The sequence below is a fragment of the uncultured Pontibacter sp. genome (genome assembly GCF_947495565.1).
Classification (GTDB): Bacteria; Bacteroidota; Bacteroidia; order Cytophagales; family Hymenobacteraceae; genus Pontibacter.
Window position 1 is genome coordinate 55452 of sequence record NZ_CANLZM010000003.1, and the last position, 25129, is coordinate 80580.

Consider the following 25129-nt stretch of genomic DNA (forward strand, 5'->3'; position numbering starts at 1 on the left):
TCTTATCATTTAAATGAGATTACAACATTTGCTTTTACAATGTCCCCGAAGGGTATCTGCACAGGCACATACGTTGCCTTTTTTCCTTTTTGTTTTACTTCCTCCATCAGGTTAAGCCCTGTTTCGGTTACTTCTTCCAGCTTGCCTGTTTTCTCGGAGCCATCCTGCAGTTTTACCTTCAGGCTGCGGCCCGTGTGGCGCTTAAACTGCTGCGGCTGTGTAAGCGGGAAGTCTACCCCCGGAGAGCTCACCTCCAGCACATAGGCCATGTCCGGGCCAAACTGCTCTTCAATCTGCTTATTGATGCGGCGGCTGATGGTGGCGCACTGGTCTATTGTAATGCCTTGCTCGCCATCGGCCAGCACAGTTATTTTAGGCCTGGCCGTAGAGTCCGACACGGCAACATCTACAATAAACAGTTCGTTATCCGGCAGGCTCGCCACCGCCATCTCTCTTATATTCTTTGCGGTAAGTGCCATATCAAATGGTTAAGAAATAAAGAAGGGGACTTTAGTGTCCCCTCAGCTCCTTGGAAATATTTACTGCAAATTTACTACAAATTCATAATATACACAACAAATTGTGCAGCGTTGCTCTGTATTAAATATTTACCAGCATACTTGTAAAACAAATTTATGGGTAGAAGTATGTTTATACCGGAGGTGAGTGAGCCCGAGACTTGTAGCTTAACACCCGGAGCTATATTTTAGTTCGCCTATAATCTGAATTATAGTTTAGCGCGGCAGAACCATAAAGCACCGCGCAAATATAATATCTGAGGCTGCTTGAAATAGATAGGTGCAGAATTCGTAAGTTTGCTTTCGTGTCGGGAACATTCAAAAATATACGCAGGCGAGTATGGCTTATTCTGAACACCCTGGTGGTGCTTTGGATGCTGGTGGCAGTGCTTTGCCTACAGGTGCCGCCCAGCAGCTTTTGGCTGGCGGGCTTTGTGGCTTTTTCGCTGCCTGGGGCGCTGGTGCTTAACTTTTTGTTCCTGTTTTACTGGGTGCTGCGCCGCTCTTGGCTCCTGGTGTTGCCCCTCTCCGCGTTTATTCTTGCCTGGAGTTATTACGCCCGCTTAGTAACCCTCAACTTTGAAAAGGTGATTCCGGCAGAGGCGAAAACGCTGCAGGTGATGAGCTTTAACACGCATGTGTTTAACGCCTACGATAAGATAGTGGAGGGTGTGCCGCAGGTATCCACCGATATGATTGACTGGGTAGCCACACACCCGGCCGATGTGTTCTGCCTGCAGGAGTTCTACAGCCGCGTTAACTCTGTGGAGTACAACAATTTTAAGCGCATCGGCACCCGCTACGGCAAGTATAAATTTTCTTCTACTTCTGTAGGAGATCGTATCAAAGCGGATTTAGGGATCGTTATTTTTTCCAGGTACCCGATTGTGGAGGGTGGTACCATTCGTTTTTCCAACACACCGGAGCGTAGCGCCAACCGTGCTGCCTGGGCGGATATAGACGTGAACGGCGATATGGTGCGCGTGTACGCGGTGCACCTGCAGTCGATGAGTATAAAGTCGGAGGATATCGAGAATACGTACTCGGCCATTGGCGATGAGACAAGCTTTGAGAAAGAAAGCCGAAACCTGGCGCGCCGCCTGAGAAGTGGTTTTATATCGCGCGCCGCACAGGTGCAGCAACTGTTAGACCATGTAAAGGCATCGCCTTACCCAATTATAATCTGCGGCGACTTTAACGATATACCGTTCAGTTATACTTACAACGAGCTGGCAAAGGAGCTGAAAAACGCGCACGAAGAGGCCGGAAGCGGTGTGGGGGCCACATACAATGGGCTGCTCCCGTTTCTGCGCATCGATAACCAGTTTTACAGCGAAGGCCTGGAAGCCTATCACTTTGAGACACATTACGAAATGGGCCTTTCAGACCATTTTCCGATATCGGCTACGTATGTGCTACAGCCAAAGGACGCGGAACAGCGTTAGGAGAAAGAAGGCAATATTTATAGTTTTGAACCACAACCGGCCTTAGGGCAGAGATCATATAGAGTACGGCGCCAGGGGTGCTTATACTTCGTAAACTATGCAACAGAAACTAAACCTGTATAATACGCTAACGCGAAAGAAAGAAGAGTTTGAGCCGCTGCATGCCCCTTTTGTAGGGATGTATGTCTGCGGGCCAACCGTATACGGTGAGCCGCACCTGGGCCATGCCCGCAGCGCAGTTACTTTTGATGTGCTGTACCGCTACCTGAAGTACCAGGGCTACAAAGTGCGCTATGTGCGCAACATTACCGACGTGGGCCACCTGGAGAACGATGCGGATGAAGGCGAGGACAAGATCCAGAAAAAGGCCAAGCTGGAGCATCTGGAGCCGATGGAGGTAGTAAACCACTATACCAACATCTACCACCAGGAAATGGACAAGCTGAATGTGCGGCAACCGGATATTGAGCCACGCGCATCAGGGCATATAATGGAGCAGGTGCAGATGATACAGGAGATACTGGACAACGGTTTTGCCTACGAGGTAAACGGCTCGGTATACTTTGATGTGCAGACCTACAACAAGCAGCATAAGTACGGCAAGCTCTCCGGCCGCATTATAGACGATCTCCTGAACAACACCCGTACTTTAGACGGGCAGGAGGAGAAGCGCTCGCCGCTGGATTTCGCCCTCTGGAAAAAAGCCTCCCCGACACATATCATGCGCTGGCCATCGCCGTGGAGCGAAGGTTTTCCGGGTTGGCACCTGGAGTGCTCGGCCATGAGCCGCAAGTACTTAGGCACAACTTTTGATATTCATGGAGGCGGGTTGGATCTGATGTTTCCGCACCACGAATGTGAGATTGCGCAGAGCCAAGCCAGTTGCAACCATACCGATGCTGCCAAGTACTGGGTTCACAACAACATGATCACAGTGAATGGGCAGAAGATGGGGAAATCCTTAGGTAACTTTATAAACCTTAGCGAGCTTTTCAGCGGAAACCACGAGATGCTGGAGCAGGCTTATACCCCAATGACCATCCGCTTTTTTATACTGCAGGCGCACTACCGCAGCACCCTGGATTTTAGCAACGAAGCACTGCAAGCTGCCCGAAAAGGGTATACTAAGCTGATGAACGGCATGCGTGTGCTGAAGAAGCTGAAGTATACTGAAGAAGCCGTAGAGAACGCACCGGATACAAAGCTGAACGAGGAGTTGCAGAAGCTTACGCAAGATTGCTTCCGTGGCCTGAACGATGACCTGAACACAGCCAAAACCATAGCTTCACTGTTTAACCTGCTCAAGAAGATCAACAGTTTATACTTGGGGCAGATTAAGATGGAGGAGTTATCGAGAGGTACATTTGACCTGATGCGCGATACTTACCAAGAACTGGTAGGAGATGTGCTGGGGCTGAAAGAAGAGACGGTCGGCAACATGCAAGACGTGCTGGACCTGGTACTCACCTTTTATAAAGAGGCCAAGGAGCAGAAAGCCTACGATAAGGTAGACGCCATACGGGTAGAGCTGAAGCGGCAGGGGATCGTTATCAAAGACATGAAAACCGGAATAGACTGGGCTTATGAAGAATAAAATGAACATACTGGCGCTGCTGCTTTGTGGATCTCTTTTCTTTGCCAGCTGCGACTCAGCTGAGAAAAGCGGCGGCAACCAGGTGGCTGAAGTGGAAGAGCCAGGCAATACTGTGGAGGCACCTGCTTTTAACCCAGACTCTGCTTACGCCTTTGTGGAAAAGCAGGTGGCTTTCGGGCCGCGCGTACCTAATACGGCCGCGCATTTCCAGACCGGCGAGTGGATTGTGGCTAAGCTGAAGGAGTATGGCGCGCAGGTGCAGGAGCAGGAGTTTCAGGCGAAGGCTTATGACGGCACCATGCTGAACCTGCGCAACGTGATTGCCTCGTACAACCCTGGCGCTGCCAACCGTGTGCTGCTGGCGGCCCACTGGGACACACGCCCGCTCGCGGATAAGGATGAGGAGAATCCTAAAGAAGCCATAGACGGAGCCAACGACGGAGCTAGTGGCGTAGGAGTGCTGCTGGAAATAGCCCGAGCCATACATGAGGCGCAGCAGAAACCGGATGTTGGCGTGGATCTTATCTTTTTTGACGGAGAGGATTACGGCCAGCCGGACGATAGCCCTCTGCCGCAGGTGCAGGATTCCTGGTGCTTAGGCTCCCAGTACTGGAGCAACAACAAGCATACACCTAACTATCGCGCCAATTACGGTATACTGCTGGACATGGTGGGAGCCGAGAACGCCCGCTTTGCCCGCGAAGGTTACTCCAGGCAATACGCCAAAGAAGTTGTAGACAAAGTATGGAAGGCCGGCAACAGCATTGGCTACTCGGATTACTTTAAGTATAAAAACGCACCTGCCATCACTGACGACCATTATTACGTCAACACCCAGGGCAATATCCGGATGATTGACATTATAGAGCTGGATACCAACGCTGGCAGCGGCGATATTTTTGGGCCTTACCACCACCGCCACACCGACAACATGGACATTATCAGCAAAAACACGCTGAAGGCTGTAGGGCAAACGGTGCTGCATGTGATCTATAACGAATAGATAAAAATTGCCTTAACTCAAAAAAGCCTGGCCTCAATAATAGCTGAAGCCAGGCTTTTTTATGGTGAACAAGTATAAATTAACTATCCGAAGGCATTTTAATACTTACCGGATTAAGTTTTCCTGCGCCATTTCGTTTACCGTTAGCTCTGCAAGATTTACCGAAGCTTTGCGAAGGCTGGCCGGACTATGCGACTGAGTTTGAGCAGACCACAGCAGGTTTTCTGAACCAACATCATACAGGTTTGTTTCCAGGAAGTATACTTTCTCTTCTGTGTAATAACCTGGGTCGTACAGGGTAGGGTGCCAATAAGAATAATATCCCCTGAACCTGCCATACCAGCCATAGCGCGCCATAGGGGCGTAGCCGTAGTTACCGGGCACGTAACGGGTCTCGGTTTCCTCATCAATAAGCGCCACCGTCATAATGGCGTCAAAGTTCTGCTCCTTTACTTTAGCCAGCAGTTCGTTTACATCCGGCCCGCCCTTGCTGGATACCCTAGGCGGAAACATATCTATACTTCTGGAGGCTTCTATGCCATGCTGCTTTAACTGCGCCTGCATGTCTGTTTCCACAGTCTCCCTGGCCCGAACATTATCTGTAAGGGCGGCTACCACAATTTTCTGATAAGTCTGAGCACTCGCCTCTGGGTTTTTCCAGGTGCCGGTAATGCGTGTGGAGGCAGCGCAGCCCCAAAGAAGCAAACCTGCTAAAACAGTGAGCAGGAACGGCAGGGGCCTTTGTAAGTTGCGTAAGCTGTTTGTTCTCGTATGCATCGGTTTTAGTATGTTATTGTAATTAATTTCTAACGGATTCTAATTTGTTTTGATACTTTATAAGAAGATGCCCCAGTGGCAGGGCAATAAGTTTTATATATAGTATAAAATAGGTAAGTTGTAGAGCTAAACTTTTCTAACCTTATTACTTACAACTTTTATGATCACCAAAAGGCAACTATTAGCCTCACTGGGGATGACCTTGCTGCTAAGCGCTTCGGCGGTTGCACAGGAGCAGCCGCATGTTTTTAAAGGGGCTAAAATTATACCCGCAGTAGGGACGCCAATCGAGAACGGCGTACTGGTGGTGCAGCACGGAAAAATCACCGCTGTAGGCACTGCCGACAAAGTACGGATCCCGAAAAACGCAACTGAATTTGATGTGACAGGCAAAGTGCTGATGCCAGGCCTTGTGGATACGCACTCTCACCTGGGCGAAGGCTCCGGCGGCGACAGTTCTGCACCGCTACACCCCGATGTGCGTATCATCGACGCCATCAACCCTCTAAGCGATACTTTTAAAAGAGCCTTAGCCGGAGGTATTACCACTGTAAACGTAATGCCAGGTTCGGGCCACCTGATGAGCGGGCAGACTGTGTACCTGAAAATGCGCGATGGCAAGACCATAGGTGACCTTACCTTTTGCGAGGATGTGACCAACGGCATTTGCGGCGGCATGAAGATGGCCAATGGCACCAACCCTATGAAAGCGGCACCGTTTCCGGGCACTCGGTCTAAATCTGCGGCGATGGCGCGGCAACTGTTCCTGGATGCGCAGGCTTACAACAAGAAAGTAAAAGCAGCCAAAGGCAAAACCGACAAAATGCCGGAGCGTAAACTAAACCTGGAGCCACTGGTGGAGATTCTGGATGGCAAGCGCATCGTGCACTTCCACACCCACCGCTACGACGACATACTAACGGCCCTTCGCCTGCAAAAAGAGTTTGGCTTTAAGATGGTGCTGCACCACGTAAGTGAAGCCTGGAAAGCCGCCGACGAGATTGCCAAAGCCGGAGTGCCGGCATCTATCATCACCCTCGACTCACCGGGAGGAAAAACAGAAGCGGTAGAGTTGAGTAATGCCAACGGCGCAGCCCTAGAAAAAGCAGGAGTACTGACGGCCTTCCACACCGATGACGGCATCACCGATTCTCGCCTGTTTTTGCGCAACGTGTCGCTGGCGGTACGTGCGGGTATGAGTCAGGAGAAAGCAATAGAAGGCCTCACCATTGCCGGAGCTAAAATGCTGGAGCTGGACAACCGTGTGGGTTCGCTGGAGAAAGGCAAAGACGCTGATTTTATTGTGCTAAGCGGGGAGCCTTTTAGCGTGCAGACAAAGATAGAGCAGACTTGGGTAGAAGGGCAGAAGCGTTTTGACCTGAGCAACCCTGAAGATAAAAAGTATGCCACCGGTGGTTTCAGGGCTTATGACGGTATGCTTCATTACCACGCACATTAAGCCAGCTAAGAGTTGAGAGTGATGAGTTGAGAAGTTGGCAGGAGCCAAAATATACTTTCAGCTCATACTTATACTTGCATTTACTTTCAGAGAAATCAACATGAAAAAAAATATACAACTGGCTGCGGCCATACTTGGCGGAGTAGCCCTACTTAGTGTGCAGCAGGCTGTGGCGCAGATTGCCGTAAAAGGCGAAACCGTTTATACCATGGCGGGCACACCCATTAAAAACGGAGTGGTGCTGCTAAAAGATGGCAAAATAGAAGCCGTAGGAGCTAACCTGCAGGTGCCGCAGAACTATAAAGTATACACAGCCAAAGTGGTAACACCGGGGCTGGTGGATGCCCACACTTCGGTGGGCCTTGCCGGGATCTACAACATCCCGGCAGACCAGCAGCAACTGGAGAAAACCGCGCCCATACAACCGGAGCTTCGCGCCATAGACTCTTATAACCCAAAAGAGGAGCTGATAGAGTGGGTGCGCAGCTATGGCGTTACCACCATTAACACCGGCCACGGCCCCGGCGCGCTCATCAGCGGGCAAACCATGACGATCAAGACCTCACCGGATGGATTTTCCTCGCTGATCGATACGACAAATATGATTGCTTTTACCCTGGGCAGCAGCGTAGGCGAAAACTACAACTCACCTAAAACATCAGCCAAGGGGATGGCCATGCTGCGTACCGAGCTGCAGGCGGCGCAGGCTTACAACAAAAAGATGGGCAACTCGGATGCCAGCAAGCGCCCCGACCGCAACCTGAAAATGGATTACCTCTCGGACCTGCTGAACCGCAAGCATAAAACGCTGATCACGGCCAACCAGTCGCAGGACATTATGGCGGCGCTGCGCCTGGCCAAGGAGTTTAACCTAGATCTGGTACTGGATGGGGGCGCTGAAGCTTACCTGCTGATAGATGAGTTGAAGGCTGCCAAGGTGCCGGTTATACTTCACCCCACCATGGCGCGCTCTTTCGGCGATAGCAAGAACATGTCGTTTGAGACAGCCGGAATGCTGGCTAAGGCTGGCGTGCCGGTGGCAATCCAAAGCGGGTTTGAGCAGTACGTGCCGCGTGCCCGCGTTATACTTTTTGAGGCGAGCGTTGCCGTGGCCAACGGCATGAGCACTGATCAGGCGCTGGCCTCCATCACCTCCACACCGGCAAGTATACTTGGTTTAGAGGATCGTGTAGGTTCCCTGGAAAAAGGTAAGGATGCTGACCTGGTGCTGTTTGACGGCGACCCGTTTGAGTATACTTCCCATGTATGTACGGTGATGATAAACGGTAAAGTGGTTAGCGAAGAATGTAAATAGAAAACTGCCGGTATTTTATACTTCCTTGGAGGTGTGAAATACCGGCAAACTTTGGAGGAAAACCTTTTGTAGCTGCTGCAGGCACAACTTTTTGAGCTAATTAAAGTATAGTTCTGGGCAAGCCTACGAGCTTGCTCCACCAACAATGGTGCCTGCCATGCTATAGAAAACACCGCGGTAAAGCCTGAAAAGGCTTTGCCGCTTTGGTAGATTATACTAATCTGGATTTAGACAGTATTTATACTTAGTTACTTCATTTTACCTTCTACCCAAAACTATCAAAACAAATGAGCTACGATAACATCGTTTCGCTACTTGGTTCTGATGCTGAAAGCCTCCTGCAGCACAAAAGCCAGACTATCCCTAAAGAACAACTGCATGTACCCGGTCCTGATTTCGTGGACAGAATCTTTGCCCAGTCTAACCGTTCGCCGCAGGTGCTGCGCAGTCTGCAGCAGCTGTACAACCATGGCCGGCTGGCTGGCACAGGTTATCTTTCCATCTTGCCGGTTGACCAAGGCATTGAGCACACTGCCGGTGCCTCTTTCGCTCCAAACCCCATTTACTTCGACCCGGAGAACATCATTAAGCTGGCCATGGAAGGCGGCTGCAACGCAGTGGCTACAACCTTTGGTAACCTGGCGATGATGTCCAGAAAGTATGCGCACAAAATCCCGTTTGTGGTAAAAATCAACCATAACGAACTGATGACCTACCCGAACAAGTATGACCAGATCATGTTCGGCTCTGTGGATGAGGCCTGGAACCTGGGTGCTACTGCCGTTGGTGCTACCATCTATTTTGGATCTGAGGAGTCTTCGCGGCAGATAATTGAGGTGGCCGAGGCTTTTGAGAGGGCGCACCAGCTGGGCATGGCCACTATCCTGTGGTGCTACACCCGTAACAATGCGTTTAAGAAAGACGGCACCGACTATCATGTGGCTGCCGACCTGACAGCGCAGGCCAACCACTTGGGCGTCACCATCCAGGCCGACATCATCAAGCAGAAACTGCCGGAGAACAACGGCGGTTTTAAAGCGATCGGCTTCGGTAAAACGCATGAGAAAATGTATTCTGAACTGACTACCGATAACCCAATCGACCTGACGCGTTATCAGGTGGCCAATTGCTACATGGGGCGTGCCGGCCTGATCAACTCTGGTGGCGAGTCAAAGGGCGAGTCAGACTTGGCGGATGCGGTGCGTACAGCCGTTATAAACAAGCGTGCGGGCGGCATGGGATTGATTTCCGGCCGTAAGGCTTTCCAGAAAGACATGAGCGCTGGCGTGGAGCTGCTGAACGCTATTCAGGACGTGTACCTGGCAAAAGATATTACACTGGCGTAATTTGTAGCAGAACTGCTGATTATTACATATTTTTGTGGCCTGCCTTCGCAAAACCCCCTGGGTAGCTGAGGCAGGCCACTTTTTGATTTTATACTTTGCTGTAAAGTATAGCCATAACTTTAAAGTGCGGAAGCACGCTGTATAACTATGATGCCTTGGTTTAAAAGAGCAGATAAAGGAATCCAGACGCCAACAGAGCAAAAGAAGGAAACTCCTGACGGATTGTGGTATAAGTGCCCTAACTGCAAAACGGTGACAAGTATGGCCGAGCACCGCAAAAACATGAACACTTGCGTGCAGTGCAGCCACCACGACCGTATTGGTTCAAAAGAGTACTTTGCCATTTTGTTTGATGACAACGAGTTCACGGAGCTGGACGAGAACCTGACTTCAGGCGACCCGCTAAACTTTGTAGACTCAAAGCCATACCCGCAACGTATTGCCTCTACGCAAAAGGCCACCGGCCTGAAAGATGCTGTGCGTACTGCTTACGGTAAGATAAATGGGCAGAACCTGACCATCGCCTGTATGGACTTTGCCTTTATCGGCGGCTCCATGGGCTCGGTGGTGGGCGAGAAGATTGCCCGCGCCATAGACCAAGCCCGTAAAACCCGTACGCCTTTCCTGATGATCTCTAAATCAGGTGGTGCGCGTATGATGGAAGCTGGCTTCTCGCTGATGCAGATGGCCAAAACCTCGGCCAAACTAGCGCTGCTGAGCGAAGAGAAACTACCGTACATTTCCTTGCTTACCGACCCAACCACAGGTGGCGTAACTGCCTCTTATGCCATGCTAGGTGATTTTAACATAGCAGAGCCGGGTGCCCTGATCGGTTTTGCAGGTCCGCGCGTTATCAAGGAAACAATTGGTAAAGACTTGCCGAAAGGCTTTCAGAGCGCGGAGTTTGTATTGGAGCACGGCTTCCTGGACTTCATCATCGACCGTAAACAACTTAAGAGCCGCCTAAGCGAACTGCTGAGCATGGTGTTGCTGCCAGAGGACGTAACAAATGCGCCAAAAGCAAAAAAAGTAGCAAAGGCATCTTAGTTATAGTATAAGCTAAATCATTAAAAACCCTGCTAGTGTTGCGCTGGCAGGGTTTTTTCGTGCTCAGCGCAAAGTATAGTCTGTTTAAATATATTTTTAATTAAATATTTATGGCCGCCGAAGTACGATTTGGCACAGGACTTGCGTTTGCATGTGAAAGAACTTTAAGCGCTGCTTCGGTAAACTTAAATCAAAAGAACAACAACAAACATTTACCAAACTCTGATTAGCATGAAATTTTTAAAACTATCTCTGAGCTCGATGCTGGCTGTTACCATGCTGTTTACATCCTGCAAAAGCACTGCACCAGTTGCTGGCTCTGATAACACTGAAACTACTACTGCCCAAACTAAACCTGCGGAAGATAAAAAAGGCATGACCAAAACCACTAAAGGTGGCCTGATTGGAGCCGGTGGTGGAGCCGTAATCGGTGGTTTGATAGGAAACAGATTGGGTAACACGGCCGCTGGGGCCATAGTGGGTGCCGCTGTGGGTGGTGCAACAGGCGCTGTTATCGGTCGCCGTATGGATAAGCAGGCTGAGGAACTGGAGAAATCTATGGAGAACGCCAATGTGGAGCGTGTAGGCGAAGCCATCCGTGTAAACTTTGACTCAGGTATACTTTTCGCGGTTAACTCTGCTGAGCTAAGTGCATCTGCCAAACAGGATATCCAAAAGCTTGCTAAAACGCTGCAGGAATACCAGGGCACTGACGTGATTATTGAAGGCCACACCGACAACACAGGCTCTTATGAGCTGAACCAGAAGCTGTCTGAGCGCCGTGCCGAGTCTGTGGCCGCCTATGCCCGCAGCCTGGGTGTAGATGGAAGCCGCCTGCAGGCTAAAGGCTACAGCTACGACCAACCGATTGCCGACAATACTACCGTGGAGGGACGTAAGCAGAACCGCCGCGTGGAAATCATTATTGTGGCGAATGAGGAGCTGAAAAATGCCGCCGAAAAAGGTGATGTGAAGTAAGCAGCCGCTATCAAAATACATTTACAGTAGCCTGCCTTCTTAAAGAGGCAGGCTATTGTTTTTTTAGGGTGTAGAGACTTACAAAGGCCTTATCAAAACTCCCTTCAAAGAAAGACGTTATAAAATTTATATCTGGCACTATTGGCTTTTAACTGCAAACTGTAAAAGTATATAAAGCTTTAGGTGACATCAAAGTGAAAAATAATTAGCAAAATATTATATAACATTTTAAGTATATAGCCAGTAAAAGGGTCAGGATCTTCGGATACCTAAACAGAAGTTAACAAAAAGAACTATGAAAAATTTTAGAATTAACCTTTCCATATTTGCGATTATAGCAGTTTTATTTTCATCGTGCGCCTCGGGCGGCGGTGGCATGAGCAGAACTGCAAAAGGTGGTGTAATTGGAGCCGGTTCTGGTGCCGTAGTGGGTGGTGTAGTAGGTAGAGTGGCTGGCAACACGGCTGCCGGAGCTATTATTGGTGCCGCAGTAGGTGGCTCGGCAGGTGCTCTGATCGGCAGAAGAATGGACAAGCAGGCCGAGGAACTGCAGCGCGACCTTGAGGGTGCAAGCGTAGAGCGTGTAGGCGAAGGTATCAAAATCACTTTCGACTCAGGTATTTTATATGCTGTAAACTCAGCAGAACTTCAGTCTAACGCCAAGACTGAGATTTCTCAGCTGGCTCAAACACTGAAGAAGTACCCGGATACTAACATCTTGATAGAAGGCCATACCGACAACACTGGTAACAGAAGTATAAACCAGCCTCTTTCTGAGCGCCGTGCGCAGTCTGTAGCCGATTATCTAGCTATGAATGGTGTTGACCGCAGCCGTATGAACACAACGGGATATGCCGATGATCAACCGGTAGCGGATAACTCTACTGCCGCTGGCCGTCAGCAGAACCGCCGCGTAGAGATTGCCATCTACGCCAACGAAAAAATGAAGAAAGCCGCTGAGCGCGGAGATCTATAGATAAGATTAAGTAGTAGTAGATTGATTGGATAATTGGTGATTTTACCAGCCGCACGGGGGTGCGGCTGGTTTTTTTATGTCCGTATGCTGTGGCTGCAGGTGTAGCCCTTGTGTTGCTATTCAGGCTCGCCCCGCTGCCACACATGCTTTAGTATGAGCGCAATCTACGGCTAATTAGTAATCAATCTGAACCATACTTGCGCCTTTGTAAACGAGCTACCATTTACAGTTGCTGCTGTGCTAAAACTAGCTGTAACTCTAGGAAATCAATCAGTAGCTTGCGGCAGATGAGGAGGTTGCAACGCCGCAGGAGTGTTATGTTTATACTTGCCTGTTAGTAGCTTTCTTCCTTGTCAGTAAAAACGTTACTGTCATCGCTACCACACTGCCGGACAGGGCCATGGCTACATCTTTTTGAGCATCCCAGATATCGCCCTGCATCCCCAGGAAAACCATACCTTGCTCACCGCCACCGTATACCCAGTCGGCCACCATCCACTCTATCAACTCATACACCATACTGGAGGAAAGTATAAGCTCAACTGGGAGCAGGTATGCCAAAAGGCGCTTTACTTTAAAGCCGTAAGCCAGCACTTCATGTATGGGGTAAGCCAGCAGCAGGCCGTAGCCCAGGTGCACCAGCCGGTCGTAGTGGTTACGGCTAAAACTGAACTCCCCCTGCAGCCACTCCCCAAATGGGTTCTCGGCATATTGATACTGGCTACCATACACGTGCAGCAGCAGGAACAGGAAAATGAGTGTGTAACTGGTGTCGGAGAAACGGAATATGTTGTAAAATGCAATCAGAAAGATGATCAGCGAGAGCGTAAGCGTGTTCTCAAGCAGCCAGTTTTCCAGGTCTGGCGTAGTGAAGGCGGTATATACCCAGAAAGCAGCAAACAGCACGCTAAAGGCAATGTGCAAAGGCTGTTGCCAGAATCGGAGTCTGGGTGTTGGTGTGGCAGGCATAAACAAAAGCTATATAGTCAGAACCATAAGTGGCTCTGTTCTGCCATTAAACTCTATAACTTATACTTTGTTTCGGAGCAGCTGGCTGGCTTTTGGGTGTTAGGTAAATCAGGCCATCATCTCCTGCTGAAAAAACACTAACCGAACAGGGTTGTCCTGAGGGCTCTGCGTCGGGTCGCAATGGTAGCCGAACATGTCTAGGCCGTTTAGGTAGGGCAGAAGCTTCTTGTAATAAGTATGGCCTGTATTCTCAGGGTTGAAGGTAATATCGTGGAAAACGGAGGTACGCTTCTCAGGCATACGCTGGAGTCGGTCGAAAAGCACTTCTGGTTTTGCCAGATCACCGGAATAAACGATGCGCTCCTCATCCTCCTCAAAAATGTAGGCATAAGTCTGCATGCCCTCGGAGTGCTTACTATAAGTATCTATGCAGGAGATGCCCTCAAAATTCTCCAGTGGCACAAAATCGGCGTACTTCTCAGGGTCTTTTACCTGTATTTCTAAAAAGAGGCACAGCTGCTGTTTAAACTGCTCTGATGGGTAAAGTATAACTGGCTTAGGGGCTTTCTCTACAATGCTTTTATAAAGCAGCAAGTTAGCGAGGCTGCCGCAGTGGTCGTTGTGCAGGTGAGTAAGTATGATATGGTCTACTTTCTGAACCAGGCTTTTCTGCACCAGTGTCGGGAAAACAGTAAAGCCGCAGTCTATGAGTAGGTGTATGCCTCTGAACTTGAGCAAAGCCGAAGAGTTAAGATAATCTGTGTCGAAGGCACCGCCTGTTCCTAAAAACTTGATTTCCATAATACGAGCATGCTAGAAGCGTGTATAAGAGACAACCCACAAGTATAGCGTTTAGCAACAAAAATGGTTGTAATCAGCACTAAACCCAATGGCCATGAGCTATACAAGATACTACAGTACAACGGGTTTTGTACCATGCCTATCAAAATTTTGTAACTTAACTGAACTGCTCCTATTCCGTAAAAGGTATCCTGAAAATACACTTGCCCATGGACGCACATGAACTGCCTGCAGAAGAGAAAGCCCAGTTGACCCACGAGCTGCTGAACCAAGAATACAGGCACCGTAAACTGGAACCACGCCGTAGCCACATGCATGAGCTTATATCCACTATGCTTTCGCACCGCACCAACCACAAAGACGAAGCAAAAGCTTATAACACTATGCTGGAGCGCTTCGGTGATTGGGAGGGTGTGATGAGTGCACCTCTTGAAGACTTGGCCGAAGCAATTGCCACCACGCGTTATCCTGAGCAAAAAGCACCACAAATACAGCAAACGCTGCATATTATTAAAGAAGATCGTGGTGAGCTCAACATAGATTTTTTGGAAGATATGCCAGTGGAGGAGGCAATGGCCTGGCTAACCAAGCTGCCGGGAGTGGGCCCTAAAACAGCTACCCTGCTGCTGCTCTTCAATTTTAAAAAACCAGTGATGCCCGTAGATACGCATGTATTCAGAATCAGCCAGCGGGTGGGGCTTATCGGGGCTAAGGTAACGGCCAATAAGGCGCATAGCCTGCTGCTGCATATACTGCCGCCGGAGCCGGAGGAGCTTTACAACTTCCACATACACATGCTGCGCCACGGCCAGCGCATCTGCACCTTTTATAGCCCAAAATGCGAGCAGTGCGTGCTTAGCGGCATCTGTAACTATTACCAGGATGTACGGGCAAAAGGCATAGACAAGGCTGCGTAACCGGCACTTTTCGGTTTACCCGCTACTGCAATATCAACCTTGCAAACTGGTCGGTTCGGCCCCGAATACAAGTTAACAACCTCATTTATAGTATAAAAACTAACCTTAGCCAGGTAAGGCAGTACTTAATAGCAAGGTTTTTAAAATTACATACTATGGATTATATCAGGAATACTAAACTTGTTGCTTTACTGGGTCTGGGTTTGTCTCTTTTTGTTGCTGGCTGTAAAAGTAGCGACGGGGAGGTGCCTTTTAAGGATAAGCCAATGGCTATGGGCTTGTCTTACACTGATAACGCGGAAGGCAGCGTAGAGTCAATTTATAACAATATTGTTTCGGCTTTAGAAGCGAACAGTGCCATTGGCATAGTGGCCGAGGTAAACCACCAGCAAAATGCGCAGAATGCAGGCTTGGACTTAAACCCAACGCGCGTGGTGCTGTTCGGCAACCCGAAACTCGGTACGCCGCTTATGCAGGCCAACCAGCAGGCGGGGCTCGACCTGCCCCAAAAGATGCTGGTTTATGAAAACGATTTAGGGCAGACTTATGCCGCTTTTAACTCGGCTCAGTATGTAGCCTCTCGGCATGGCGTAGACACTGTGTCAACGCTGCCCACCATAGAAATGGCGCTCACCAACTTAGCTAAAAATGCCACAAACGGAACCGTGGTTACAGCCGATAACAACACTGTTGCTTTAAATGAAGGAGTTGTAAGTATGGAAAGTGCAAACTCTTTCTCGGAGACTTATGAGAAGCTGCGGTCTGCTATAGCAGGCAATTCTAACCTGAAGATTATAGCGGAGCTAGACCATCAGCAGAACGCAAAGTCTGTAGGTTTAGAGCTTAACCCTACAAAACTCATCGTATTCGGCAATCCTAATCTGGGCACACCCCTTATGCAGGCAGAGCAAACTATTGCGATAGACCTGCCACAGAAAATGCTGGTGTACCAAGACGAAAGCGGGAAAGTGATGGTGGCTTTTAACAACCCCTACTACCTGGCTAAAAGGCACGGCGTAACTGGGGAGGATAAAGTGCTGAAGCAAATACAAACTGCCCTTAGCAACCTTGCAACAGGAGCTACACAACAGTAACTCACAAATTATTTTAATACGATTAACCTGCGTGTGGAGCAGTTTTCAAATCGCAGAAATACAGTTTATACTTGGTAGCTTCTAAGTATAAGCAGAGTGATTTTCAGGTTATTGAGATGCCGGGCAGCGTTTAGTTGGTTGTGTTGTCGTTTTGTAGCGGCATTTGCATCTGGTACAGGTCAAAGCCAGGAGCCCAAAAGTCTTTTTCTGTTTTTTCTAAAGTGAATCCAGCCTTCTCGTAGAATTTGTAAACCAGTTGAGTGGTTCTTACTACAATTTTGCGGATGGCTGGGTTTTCTTTAATCCTGTTAACTCTAAATAGCGTAAGTTTTTTCCCGATGCCTTTCCCTTGGTGGTCAGGGTGAATGATGTCCCAGGATATGCGGGCCAGCCCTGAATCTGGGAAGTAGTTAATTCCTCCCGAACCAATTATTCCCCCCTGGTCTTCAACAATGTAATACTCTTCCAGGTGGTTGTGCAGGTAATCTATAAAGTCGCTCTCCTCAGCCTTATCGAAATACTGCGGAGTGTTGAGCCTCAACAAAGCTAAAAGCTTCTCTCTATCGTCGCTTGTGTACAACCTGATCATGCAATCTTTATTTCGTAAGTATACTTTACCAAATAATGCTTACTCATTTTAAATAAGCACCTGAAGAGCACGGAAACTATGTGTAATTTCGAGAATGGGAAGCTACTTTTTTCAATAATTCACTAAGGCTATAGCTGAGCCTGCCATTTTAGTGTTGAAGTATGAGCCAGCAACTAAAGTATACTTTAAAGCTCCCCGTTGTACGTCTGCATCTTGTGGAGAGTGTCTTTAGAATTGTGAACGTTACTAGTGTTTACTGTGTGAGAGGCTGCAAGCCGAAGCATAAGGTGTAAATCTTGTTAGCAGCAGGAGTTTTTTAATTCCTCAAGTGTGAATACTTCACTTCCTCTCTTCTCGTAATAGTCTAGCATTTCGTCAATCTTCCTTTTATCATAACTCGTAATACAATCTGATAAGACTGTAACTTTGTAGTTTTCCTTGCACATATTATATACGGTTGATTTCACGCAGGCAATGGCGTCTGCTCCTGTAATGTAAAATTCGCTTATTTCATTTTTCTTGACAAAGTCAGCAAAACCTTCGCTGGTCAATGCGTTGCCTTTGGATTTTTCAAAAATATTTTTAGAAACCAACTTCATGTCCGAAACTAATTCAGACCCACGAGTATTAGGTTTGAAAGTCCTTGTGCCGTCAGATAAGTTATAATGCCTTATGTAAACCACATGAATTCCATTTTCCACGGCCCAATCTATTGATCCATTAATATTGTCAATGATTTCTTTGTAGTTTTTGGTAATGTCATTTTGAATGTCAATTACTACTAAAGACTTTTTCTGCATGGAAATTCCTTCTTTTATTTTTACGTACTAATTCAATTCTCTATTTCAGTGACTACCTCACTGTCGCTTGTTCGGTTGCAGCTAACGTCAGTTTGTCTAAAAACCTCCGTTCGTTTCTTAGCTAAAGATAGTAATTTGCAAATATACTGCACACATGATCAGGCCTTTTCTTCTCTGACCAAAGCCTGGCCAACATGCCCCATGCACAGCCCTCAAGTGCCACAGTACACTTAAAAATGCCGCACAGTAAGCCAGCCGCCGCTCCAGGCCGACGATTTTGAGGATGCGGCGCAGGTTGTAGGCCACCAGCATCAGCCCCACGTCGGCCGCAGCGCTCACCATGCCCTTTTTAGTGAGCACGTAGCTGTAACCCCACTGCCGCTTGATGGTGCCAAAGGGATGCTCGACGATGGCCTGCCTGCGCCTGTAGAGCTCCGGGTTGGCAGCTACATTTTGTCGGTTGAGCTCAAAGAGCGGTGAGTAAAGATTGCGCTCGATGAGCTTGCCGTTCCTGGCCGTGGTGCACAGGCTCCGAACCGCACACGTCTTGCAGGCCTTGGTGCGGTACTGGCGGAAGCTGGTCGGACTGGAGCGGTTCAGGTTCTTGGTGTAGACATGGCCGTTGGTGGTGAGGGTGAAACCCTGGGGACACGTGTAGGTATCGCTGGCGTGGTCATAGGCGAAGAACTCCACGTTGTAGGCCGGATCCGGGGCATTGGCGGCCGGCGCCGGGCTGGCCACCAGCGCGGTGATGCCCAGCCCCCGGGCGGTCTCCAGTTCCGAGCCGGCGTAGTGGCCCTTGTCGAAGAGGGCCGTGAAGGAGTTGTTTCTCACAATGCTCTTGGCTCTTCGGAGCATCGGGCCCATGGCCTGGCGGTCGTTGTGGTTGGTCACGCGGTAGTCGATCAAAAGGCAGTGCCGGGCGTCCACGGTGGCCTCTACATTATAGGCCACCTCGGTGATGGTATTGCGGATGATCAGCTGCCGGCTCTCCGGGTCGGAGGTGGAGACCTGGTCCTGGCCCGAGTCCTGGAGCTGCTGCAGGAGCTTGAGGTAATACTCGCGCCGCAGCGCATGGCGGGCCATGGCATCCAAAAGCTGTCCTGTTTGGCAGGCCTGGTCTGTCTGCGCCAGGGCCAGCTGATAGTCAGAGAGCTTGTCCTCGATATAGGCCAGGTGGCGGGCGATCTTGCCCCGGTTGAAGTTGTTCTTCTTCGAGTTCTGGGCCCGCAGCTTGGTGCTATCCCCTGCCAAAAGCTCTCCCCCGATCAGTTGAAAGTGCCGGGCCATTTTGACCGTAGCCCGGAAGACGCGGGTGATAGCCTTAGAATGGTTCTTGCGGAAATTGGCGATGGTGTTGTGGTCGGGGGCCAGCTGGCCCAGGAGCCACATTAGCTCGATATTGCGGCGGCACTCTTTCTCAAGGCAGCGCGAGGAGCGGATGCGGTTCAGGTAGCCGTAGACGAGCAGCTTGAGCAAAACAGTCGGGTGGTAGGCCGGGCGGCCGTTCTCAGGGAAATCGGTGCGGAAACCTAATTTATCCAGGGGAAGCGAATCGACAAAAGCATCGATGAAGCGCGCCTCGTTGTCGGCAGAAATCAGCTCCTCCAGGCTAACCCCGCCACCGGGAGGCTCGGTGCGGCTAAAGGCTTGTTTGAATTTCATAGATAAAGTGGGTAAGTCTACTATAAATTAGCCACTTAGCTCGATAAAAGTTGCAGGAAGGAAGATGTTATTAGACAGTCTGACGGACTGGTGCAGCTAATGGGTGAGGCAAAGCCGAACATAAAAGCTGCACGTGGTTAGCACTTGTTATTTTTCTTCAAGTTGTATCTGCGTCTTCTCTCTTACTTCTTTGAGGCTGGTTTCTACATTGCCGTACTTTAGCTTTGGAAGTGACTTGAGTTTTTCAAATTCGGCTTCAGGATAGTTCCAAGATGCATTGAAGCGAACTAAGTCCTTAAGTTTCAGTACTGGTTCAAAATACTTATCTAATATTCTGGTGTTTAGAAGAGTCAGGTATTTAAGTCTTGTTAAATTTTCCAAAGGCTTAAGTGAAGTTAGCTTCTGAGCTGTCCAGATGCTTCCATCAATTCCTAAACCCTGTAACTTTACCAGACTGGATATTGGGTTGAAGTCAGCAATTTTTTTGAAATTCTCTATTTCTAAGGTTACAAGCTTATCTAAATCACTCAGAACTTCTATACTCTCAACTTGAGCAGAACTTCCTATATGCAGATGCTTTAGGTGCTTTAACTGTTTTAGATTAGACACATCCTTTATACTGCTCCACTTGATGTATAAACCTTCCAGATTTGGCATCTTACAAACAGCATCAAAGATGTTCTGGCTTACCTTGCTGCTAAGCCATAAGAATTTAACATCGGCTAAAGATGGAAGAAGTTCGCACCATTGTTCCACTATCTTTTTTTGCACCTTTGAAGCTGTGTCTAACTGTGTGATAGATAAGTTGAGCTTTGACTTAGGGTAATAGTCTTCTACTCTTATTATCGATTTTGGAGGGAACTTTGATTCTGTGTCCCAGCACCAGAAGCCCTTTAATATCTGCTCTTCTTTTAGTTCTTCCATAATGTGTGCTAACGGTTAGGCTAAAAAGCGTTGCTGTCCCAAAGGGCAGCGATGAATTTTAGCTCTTGTGTGTGCCCAGCATGGCACGAGTTATATTTCGAAAGGAATATACTCAGATTATCCAGAGGGTGCAAATCCCTTACCGGCAAGTTGGTGAAGCCGATTAGCAAGCTGCAAGCTGGTATCTCGTGAGGGGTGCAGTGAAGGAAGCAGGACTGCAAAAGCCTGAACTGACGAACAGAAACTGCATAAGAGGCAGGGAGTCGCGGGTAAGCAAGCACATCTTTGCAAAGCCCCTAGCCAACAAACGGCTCTTTGTAGATGCAGCAGGATTAGGTGGAAGGATAAGCGTCTTACCTGGGGAGGTCTCGCCCTGTCGCGTACAGGACGAGAAGTCAGCAGAAGCCATAGTAGCCGCCTGGAAACGAGCCGTAAGCGCTGCGGAGGCCTCACAGGGCGGTGAAGGGCTGAACGTTAAGCTGCCCGAAATCCGATAAGGAGGTTCAAACGGTGGAGTTTGCTAGCCTTATCCCAAACTAGGGCAAGGGCATGGCTGGTGTAAAGAGCGGCTCTGCTATCCTTGACGAACCGCCGTATACGCGACCCGTACGTACGGTGGTGTGAGAGGCGCACCCCGTCAGCTAACGCTGACGGGGCCGTCTACTCATATATTTACAGCAACAAGTTGAAGTACAATTTCAAACTTTTGTAACTTCAATGATGACAATGTGAAAGGAGAGGATTAATCCGGTCTACTAAACACTTTGGATGTTGCAATCGAGAAACCCCTCTTCTTTCATTTCATCCCGAGCCTGAACAGTACCTAAAGGCTATACTTCTATGTGTAGACCTAGCATCAGTTGTGAGTATAGGCTAAAGATGAAACTTCTTACCTAAAGCTACCTTTCCCATGAAAAAAGACACCTCCGTCGTAAGACAAAACCTGGGAGTTGACATTTCTAAAGACTCTCTTGAAGTAGTGTTCTCCACCATAGACATACAGCAGTACGTCAAAGTAAAAGCGAGTAGGAGCTTTTCAAACAGTACGGCGGGCTTCAAGCAACTGCAGCAGTGGCTGGAGGCAAAGAAGGTAGCAGGAGTAGAGATAGGCATCTTATTAGAGGCCACCGGCATTTATTATGAGCAACTGGCCTGGCACCTTCACCAGAAAGGCTATAAACTGTCTGTGATCCTGCCCACTAAAGCCAAAAGGTACCTGCAGGCCACCGGCAACAAAAGCAAGAACGACAAGATGGATGCCAAAGGCCTGGCACGTATGGGCCTGGAGCAGCGCCTGCCCCTCTGGCAGCCTTTATCCGAAAACATCTACCGGCTGCGCCTCTTGACCCGGCAGCTGGAGGACTTTAACAATCAGCGCACCGTATGCCTCAACCAGCTCCATGCCCTGCAGCACAGCGCCTATCCGGTAAAGGAGGTAGAAAGGAACCTGAAGAAAGTGCTTCTCTCGCTGGAGAAAGGTATTCTGGGGTTGGAAGGTGCTATCACCGCGCTAATTGAGCAGGATGAGAAACTATGGGCAAGGGTGGAGAAAATAACCGCTATCAAAGGCGTAGGCATCAAGACTGTTGCTGTACTGCTGGCCGAGACCAACGGTTTTGCCACTTTCGAAAACCAGGGGCAGTTGGTCAGCTACACCGGCTATGACATCGTGGAAAACCAATCAGGGAAAAAAGCGGCTACTACCAGGATGTCCAAGAAGGGTAACGCCCACATCCGCCGGGCCATGCATTTGCCCGCTTTAGGCGTGGTGCGCTTCAAAGAGCCCGCCTTTGTGGCGCTCTACCAGCGGCTGATCGCAAGGGGCAAAACAAAGATGCAGGCCTACGTTGCCGTGCAGCGGAAACTGCTGATTCTCATCTGGGCACTGTGGCGGAAGGATGAAGCTTATGACCCAAGCTTCGGGCAGAAAGAATCTTCCGGTAATGAGGAGCCGAAGCCTCTCTTTTCGCTTGGCTCCGAAGGAGACAGAAAACAAGTAGCCCCGGCTATTGCCAGGGCTACACAAAATGAACTTCCGTGCAACGAATCGCCTGAAGCTCTCTTTTCGCTAAAGTGAAATTAATAAAATAATCCTATACTTTCACTTGCTTTTTAAGACAGTACCTCGATTGGGTAGCGTAACTTTTGTTTTCCAGTTCTATTAATATTTGCTTGGCATCGTCCTCATCAATCTGTTTTCCAATCGTTTCTATTTTACGACCATAGTTAAATTGAACATTAATGTTTGAAACACCAAACATCAATGTTCCAGCGGCTCCAAATGAGTTGGAATTATCTACAATTTGAAATTCTCCAATTTTAGTTTTTTCATACTTTTTTGAACGCCTTAAAAACCAAACACACTTCGTATATCTTATGAAGTCAGGGTTTATTTCAACAATCTCATTTCCAAGAATTGCCCAATAAAAATTGAAAAACTTGTAATAAGCCCCCCAGAAAAAGAATCCAAAAATTATAGTGAAAAACAAATTAAAATTACCTTCTATTATTTGGTCAATTGATTGAATCAATACAACAATGAAGCCGACCAAAATCAACGTAACGAATACGGCTATTCCTATAGGTTTATGGCTTGGGTTGATTGTCAAAATAGAAGACTCCCCTTGCTCTCTCTTTTCTACGTTCATTTTTTTTATGCTACCCAACGTTAGTCCAGGTGGTGTCTCGTTGGAGGATCGCTGTGCTCTGCAAGGTTCCTCCAATGGCATCTGGACGGTGTTGGTCGAGGTTGTTTTCCCTTTTTCTCCCGGATTAATGCGAACTTTCTTATTTCTATTTTTTGGGAAAACACCCTGCATGGTTGGGTTATTTTCTCCCCTTAAACTTCTTCTTAAGTGGCGCTTTAGCCGCGGGCAATGCCGTTAATGCGGTATTAGCGACGTTGCCGGAGGCGTCAGGCCTTGGGCTGGCCTAAGGTAAAACGAAACCAACTAAATCATCGGCCTCTCTATTGCCGGCAACCCGCTGAAAAAGAGCCACCCCGGGCCGAAGCCAGCCCCTTGACTTTGTCAATTCCCGACGCTAACTTCGCCCCTCCAAAGTCTTGCCTGGACGCCCCCGTCCGAAAGCACGCGCTTTCTCCCGGCTTCGCCGAGCAAGACTTCACGGCCTAAACTCCATTCATGCCTTTGGCTCTTTTTCCAGCCGCTTGCCCGCTTTAGTGGCCTTTGATGCCCTCCAGCCCTAAAAAGCATGAAAGACACGCCACTTTAAAATCTGAAAATAAGCCCAATCACGGCCAACGGATTAGTACATGCTGCGAACGAGGTGTAACCGAGTATGGAGCATGTGCCGTGTTAGCTTCTGACTTTATTTTTGCTCTACACCATTGATGTATTTTACCACTTCTTGCAGGTCACCATTCGTATCATACAGCTTCACATCTCCTGTGCCCTTGCTCAAGGAACCTTTATCCTTTTTTTTGCCCAACCTGTCAAAATTTGATTTCACTTCCCACAACTTTCCATCAACATAAACACGCTCACTCCATAATTGCCCATTTTCATGGTAAAATCGTGTCAGTCCATTTTCTATCCCGTTATGGTAATTTGCTTCTGACTTTAGTTTACCATTTTCATGATATGAACTCCACTTGCCATTCCATTTCTCGTTATCATCCATCTGCCCAACTGTAGCAAGCTGCCCATTTTCGTAGTAGAGCTTGATTTGATAAAGCTTCTGGTCTTTAGTATCTCCAATTTTAATAATCTCCGATTTTAATTGACCAGAAGGATAAAATTCTTTTAACAGCTGTGATTCTCCATCAGCAGCTTTGTATACTTTCCACACCTTGTTTGAGAGGTTGGGGTGGAACAACTTTCCAATGCCATGCTCCTCTCCATTTACATAGGATGCAACTGTAGCTGTGTCCCCAGCTATATCAAAGGATATATCAAGTCCATGCTTCTTACCTGATTGATAATCTGTCTCTCCTGTTTTATTCCACACTGCTGGCTCTTGATTACTTGCCTTGGTGTAAAAAGTCCATCTACCCTCACGCAATCCCAGAGCATATTCTCCTGTCTCCTTTCTTAGCAGAAGGTTCTGTGGTAGCTCACCTTTCCTTTTCTTATCCACTTCTACAATCAACACGGGCATGGTCTGCACAGTGTCATAGCTATACTCCACCCAATGACCTACTTTAACTCCATTATCATACCTGCCGCTATCTGCATGTTGCTCTGCAAATCCACTGTCCTTGCTTACTACATCTTTAGAGGTCTGGCTAAAACAAGAGTTTAGTGCGAAGGCACAGGAAAACATCACAAAAAAAGATTTCTTCATAATTGAGTTAAAAGCTAACGGTTAGTACAGGCTATGAGCGAGGCGTAGCCGAAGCTTAAAGCCTGTGCCGTGTTATGTGAAGACGTTCTTTCTTCATTTTTAATATTCCCACCAATACCAACGGTATACCTACTATGGTTCCGAAAAACATGAACCTTAGATAGTATTGGTCTTCTTCATTAAATATCCCCTCTGTTGCATATAACAGCATCGGCAGCATAAAGAGTGTAAAACCAAAAGCTGAAAGGATTTTCCAAATTGTTTTTTTAGAATTATAAAAGCCTAATAGGGTGATTGTCGCAAGAAGTCCATCCGTAACATAATGCACAGCCATACTATCTGTTCCAGCTATTCTTGTTATTGGATACACAAGTGCAGAATTCAAGTAAATCAGCAATATCTGAGCTACAGGCACAAAAGACGACACTAGCAAAAAGGCTGTCAATATTAATGGTATTGCGAGGTTTTCATCTTTCATGATTACACATAACTACTGTATAGTAGGAGTACCTACTCCTACTATCTGCACTATGTGTGGAGTACTGTTAAGACCTTTTCTACAGGTTTTCGTTTTAGATCTTGCTTTCTTTTCCATTCTTCCATAGCG

The 25129-nt window shown here is 48.2% G+C and carries 23 protein-coding genes; 12 read left to right on the forward strand and 11 right to left on the reverse strand.

Features of this window, described 5'->3' with window-relative positions:
- Positions 1 to 5 precede the first annotated feature (5 nt).
- A complete protein-coding gene (locus Q1B04_RS04930; protein WP_299756305.1) occupies positions 6 to 479 on the reverse strand; it encodes a ribosome maturation factor in 474 nt (157 codons plus the stop codon).
- Between the two features lie 344 nt (positions 480 to 823).
- On the opposite strand from Q1B04_RS04930, the gene Q1B04_RS04935 reads away from it, so the two are divergent.
- The 3 genes from Q1B04_RS04935 (at position 824) to Q1B04_RS04945 (ending at position 4560) form a co-directional block, all read left to right on the forward strand.
- On the forward strand, positions 824 to 1963 hold the full coding sequence (locus tag Q1B04_RS04935; protein ID WP_299756308.1) for an endonuclease/exonuclease/phosphatase family protein: 1140 nt from the start codon (positions 824 to 826) through the stop codon (positions 1961 to 1963).
- A gap of 97 nt (positions 1964 to 2060) precedes the next feature.
- Complete coding sequence (gene cysS / locus Q1B04_RS04940) at positions 2061 to 3557, forward strand: cysteine--tRNA ligase (RefSeq protein WP_299756310.1); 1497 nt, start codon at positions 2061 to 2063, stop codon at positions 3555 to 3557.
- Complete coding sequence (locus Q1B04_RS04945; RefSeq protein WP_299756313.1) at positions 3547 to 4560, forward strand: M28 family peptidase; 1014 nt, start codon at positions 3547 to 3549, stop codon at positions 4558 to 4560. The genes cysS and Q1B04_RS04945 overlap by 11 nt, the downstream gene beginning before the upstream one ends.
- A 105-nt stretch (positions 4561 to 4665) precedes the next feature.
- Here Q1B04_RS04945 and Q1B04_RS04950 read toward each other — a convergent pair whose 3' ends face one another.
- Entirely contained in the window at positions 4666 to 5337 is a 672-nt protein-coding gene (locus Q1B04_RS04950; protein ID WP_299756315.1) for a hypothetical protein, read from the reverse strand.
- A 160-nt stretch (positions 5338 to 5497) separates the two neighbouring features.
- Between Q1B04_RS04950 and Q1B04_RS04955 the strand changes: the two genes are divergently transcribed.
- The 6 genes from Q1B04_RS04955 to Q1B04_RS04980 all read left to right on the forward strand — a co-directional run bounded on the left by Q1B04_RS04955 (position 5498) and on the right by Q1B04_RS04980 (position 12458).
- Positions 5498 to 6796: an amidohydrolase family protein gene (locus Q1B04_RS04955; RefSeq protein WP_299756318.1), complete on the forward strand. Its 1299-nt coding sequence runs from the start codon at positions 5498 to 5500 to the stop codon at positions 6794 to 6796.
- A 100-nt stretch (positions 6797 to 6896) separates the two neighbouring features.
- Positions 6897 to 8111 carry an amidohydrolase family protein gene (locus Q1B04_RS04960; RefSeq protein WP_299756320.1) on the forward strand — a complete coding sequence of 405 codons (1215 nt, stop codon included), beginning with the start codon at positions 6897 to 6899 and terminating at the stop codon, positions 8109 to 8111.
- A 287-nt stretch (positions 8112 to 8398) separates the two neighbouring features.
- A complete protein-coding gene (locus tag Q1B04_RS04965) occupies positions 8399 to 9457 on the forward strand; it encodes a class I fructose-bisphosphate aldolase (RefSeq protein WP_299756323.1) in 1059 nt (352 codons plus the stop codon).
- 150 nt (positions 9458 to 9607) lie between these two features.
- Complete coding sequence (accD, locus tag Q1B04_RS04970; protein ID WP_299756946.1) at positions 9608 to 10504, forward strand: acetyl-CoA carboxylase, carboxyltransferase subunit beta; 897 nt, start codon at positions 9608 to 9610, stop codon at positions 10502 to 10504.
- Between the two features lie 231 nt (positions 10505 to 10735).
- Complete coding sequence (locus Q1B04_RS04975; RefSeq protein WP_299756325.1) at positions 10736 to 11482, forward strand: OmpA family protein; 747 nt, start codon at positions 10736 to 10738, stop codon at positions 11480 to 11482.
- A gap of 295 nt (positions 11483 to 11777) precedes the next feature.
- On the forward strand, positions 11778 to 12458 hold the full coding sequence (locus Q1B04_RS04980; RefSeq protein WP_299756327.1) for an OmpA family protein: 681 nt from the start codon (positions 11778 to 11780) through the stop codon (positions 12456 to 12458).
- Positions 12459 to 12779: 321 nt separating this feature from the next.
- Here the strand turns inward: Q1B04_RS04980 and Q1B04_RS04985 are convergent, their stop codons facing one another.
- Positions 12780 to 13427: a DUF2238 domain-containing protein gene (locus Q1B04_RS04985; protein ID WP_299756329.1), complete on the reverse strand. Its 648-nt coding sequence runs from the start codon at positions 13425 to 13427 to the stop codon at positions 12780 to 12782.
- A 108-nt stretch (positions 13428 to 13535) separates the two neighbouring features.
- Positions 13536 to 14228, reverse strand: a complete 693-nt coding sequence (locus tag Q1B04_RS04990) for an MBL fold metallo-hydrolase (protein WP_299756331.1) — start codon at positions 14226 to 14228, stop codon at positions 13536 to 13538.
- Between the two features lie 209 nt (positions 14229 to 14437).
- Here Q1B04_RS04990 and nth point away from each other — a divergent pair, with 209 nt between their 5' ends.
- Both nth and Q1B04_RS05000 read left to right on the forward strand, forming a co-directional pair.
- The gene (gene nth / locus Q1B04_RS04995) at positions 14438 to 15145 is read left to right on the forward strand and encodes an endonuclease III (protein WP_299756334.1); all 708 of its coding nucleotides are present in this window, start codon (positions 14438 to 14440) and stop codon (positions 15143 to 15145) included.
- A 155-nt stretch (positions 15146 to 15300) separates the two neighbouring features.
- A complete protein-coding gene (locus Q1B04_RS05000; RefSeq protein ID WP_299756336.1) occupies positions 15301 to 16239 on the forward strand; it encodes a DUF302 domain-containing protein in 939 nt (312 codons plus the stop codon).
- Between the two features lie 130 nt (positions 16240 to 16369).
- On the opposite strand, the gene Q1B04_RS05005 is transcribed toward Q1B04_RS05000, so the two are convergent.
- The 4 genes from Q1B04_RS05005 to Q1B04_RS05020 form a co-directional block, all read right to left on the reverse strand.
- Positions 16370 to 16828 carry a GNAT family N-acetyltransferase gene (locus tag Q1B04_RS05005; protein WP_299756339.1) on the reverse strand — a complete coding sequence of 153 codons (459 nt, stop codon included), beginning with the start codon at positions 16826 to 16828 and terminating at the stop codon, positions 16370 to 16372.
- Between the two features lie 299 nt (positions 16829 to 17127).
- A complete protein-coding gene (locus tag Q1B04_RS05010; protein WP_299756341.1) occupies positions 17128 to 17628 on the reverse strand; it encodes an isochorismatase family cysteine hydrolase in 501 nt (166 codons plus the stop codon).
- A 117-nt stretch (positions 17629 to 17745) separates the two neighbouring features.
- Complete coding sequence (locus Q1B04_RS05015) at positions 17746 to 19293, reverse strand: IS1182 family transposase (RefSeq protein WP_299756343.1); 1548 nt, start codon at positions 19291 to 19293, stop codon at positions 17746 to 17748.
- A gap of 147 nt (positions 19294 to 19440) precedes the next feature.
- A complete protein-coding gene (locus Q1B04_RS05020) occupies positions 19441 to 20217 on the reverse strand; it encodes a hypothetical protein (RefSeq protein ID WP_299756345.1) in 777 nt (258 codons plus the stop codon).
- 910 nt (positions 20218 to 21127) lie between these two features.
- Between Q1B04_RS05020 and Q1B04_RS05025 the strand changes: the two genes are divergently transcribed.
- Positions 21128 to 22294, forward strand: a complete 1167-nt coding sequence (locus Q1B04_RS05025) for an IS110 family transposase (protein ID WP_299756348.1) — start codon at positions 21128 to 21130, stop codon at positions 22292 to 22294.
- Positions 22295 to 22310: 16 nt separating this feature from the next.
- Here Q1B04_RS05025 and Q1B04_RS05030 read toward each other — a convergent pair whose 3' ends face one another.
- The 3 genes from Q1B04_RS05030 to Q1B04_RS05040 all read right to left on the reverse strand — a co-directional run bounded on the left by Q1B04_RS05030 (position 22311) and on the right by Q1B04_RS05040 (position 25000).
- Complete coding sequence (locus Q1B04_RS05030; RefSeq protein ID WP_299756351.1) at positions 22311 to 22865, reverse strand: hypothetical protein; 555 nt, start codon at positions 22863 to 22865, stop codon at positions 22311 to 22313.
- Between the two features lie 682 nt (positions 22866 to 23547).
- Positions 23548 to 24522 carry a hypothetical protein gene (locus Q1B04_RS05035; RefSeq protein WP_299756354.1) on the reverse strand — a complete coding sequence of 325 codons (975 nt, stop codon included), beginning with the start codon at positions 24520 to 24522 and terminating at the stop codon, positions 23548 to 23550.
- 55 nt (positions 24523 to 24577) lie between these two features.
- A complete protein-coding gene (locus Q1B04_RS05040; RefSeq protein ID WP_299756356.1) occupies positions 24578 to 25000 on the reverse strand; it encodes a hypothetical protein in 423 nt (140 codons plus the stop codon).
- Positions 25001 to 25129 lie beyond the last annotated feature (129 nt).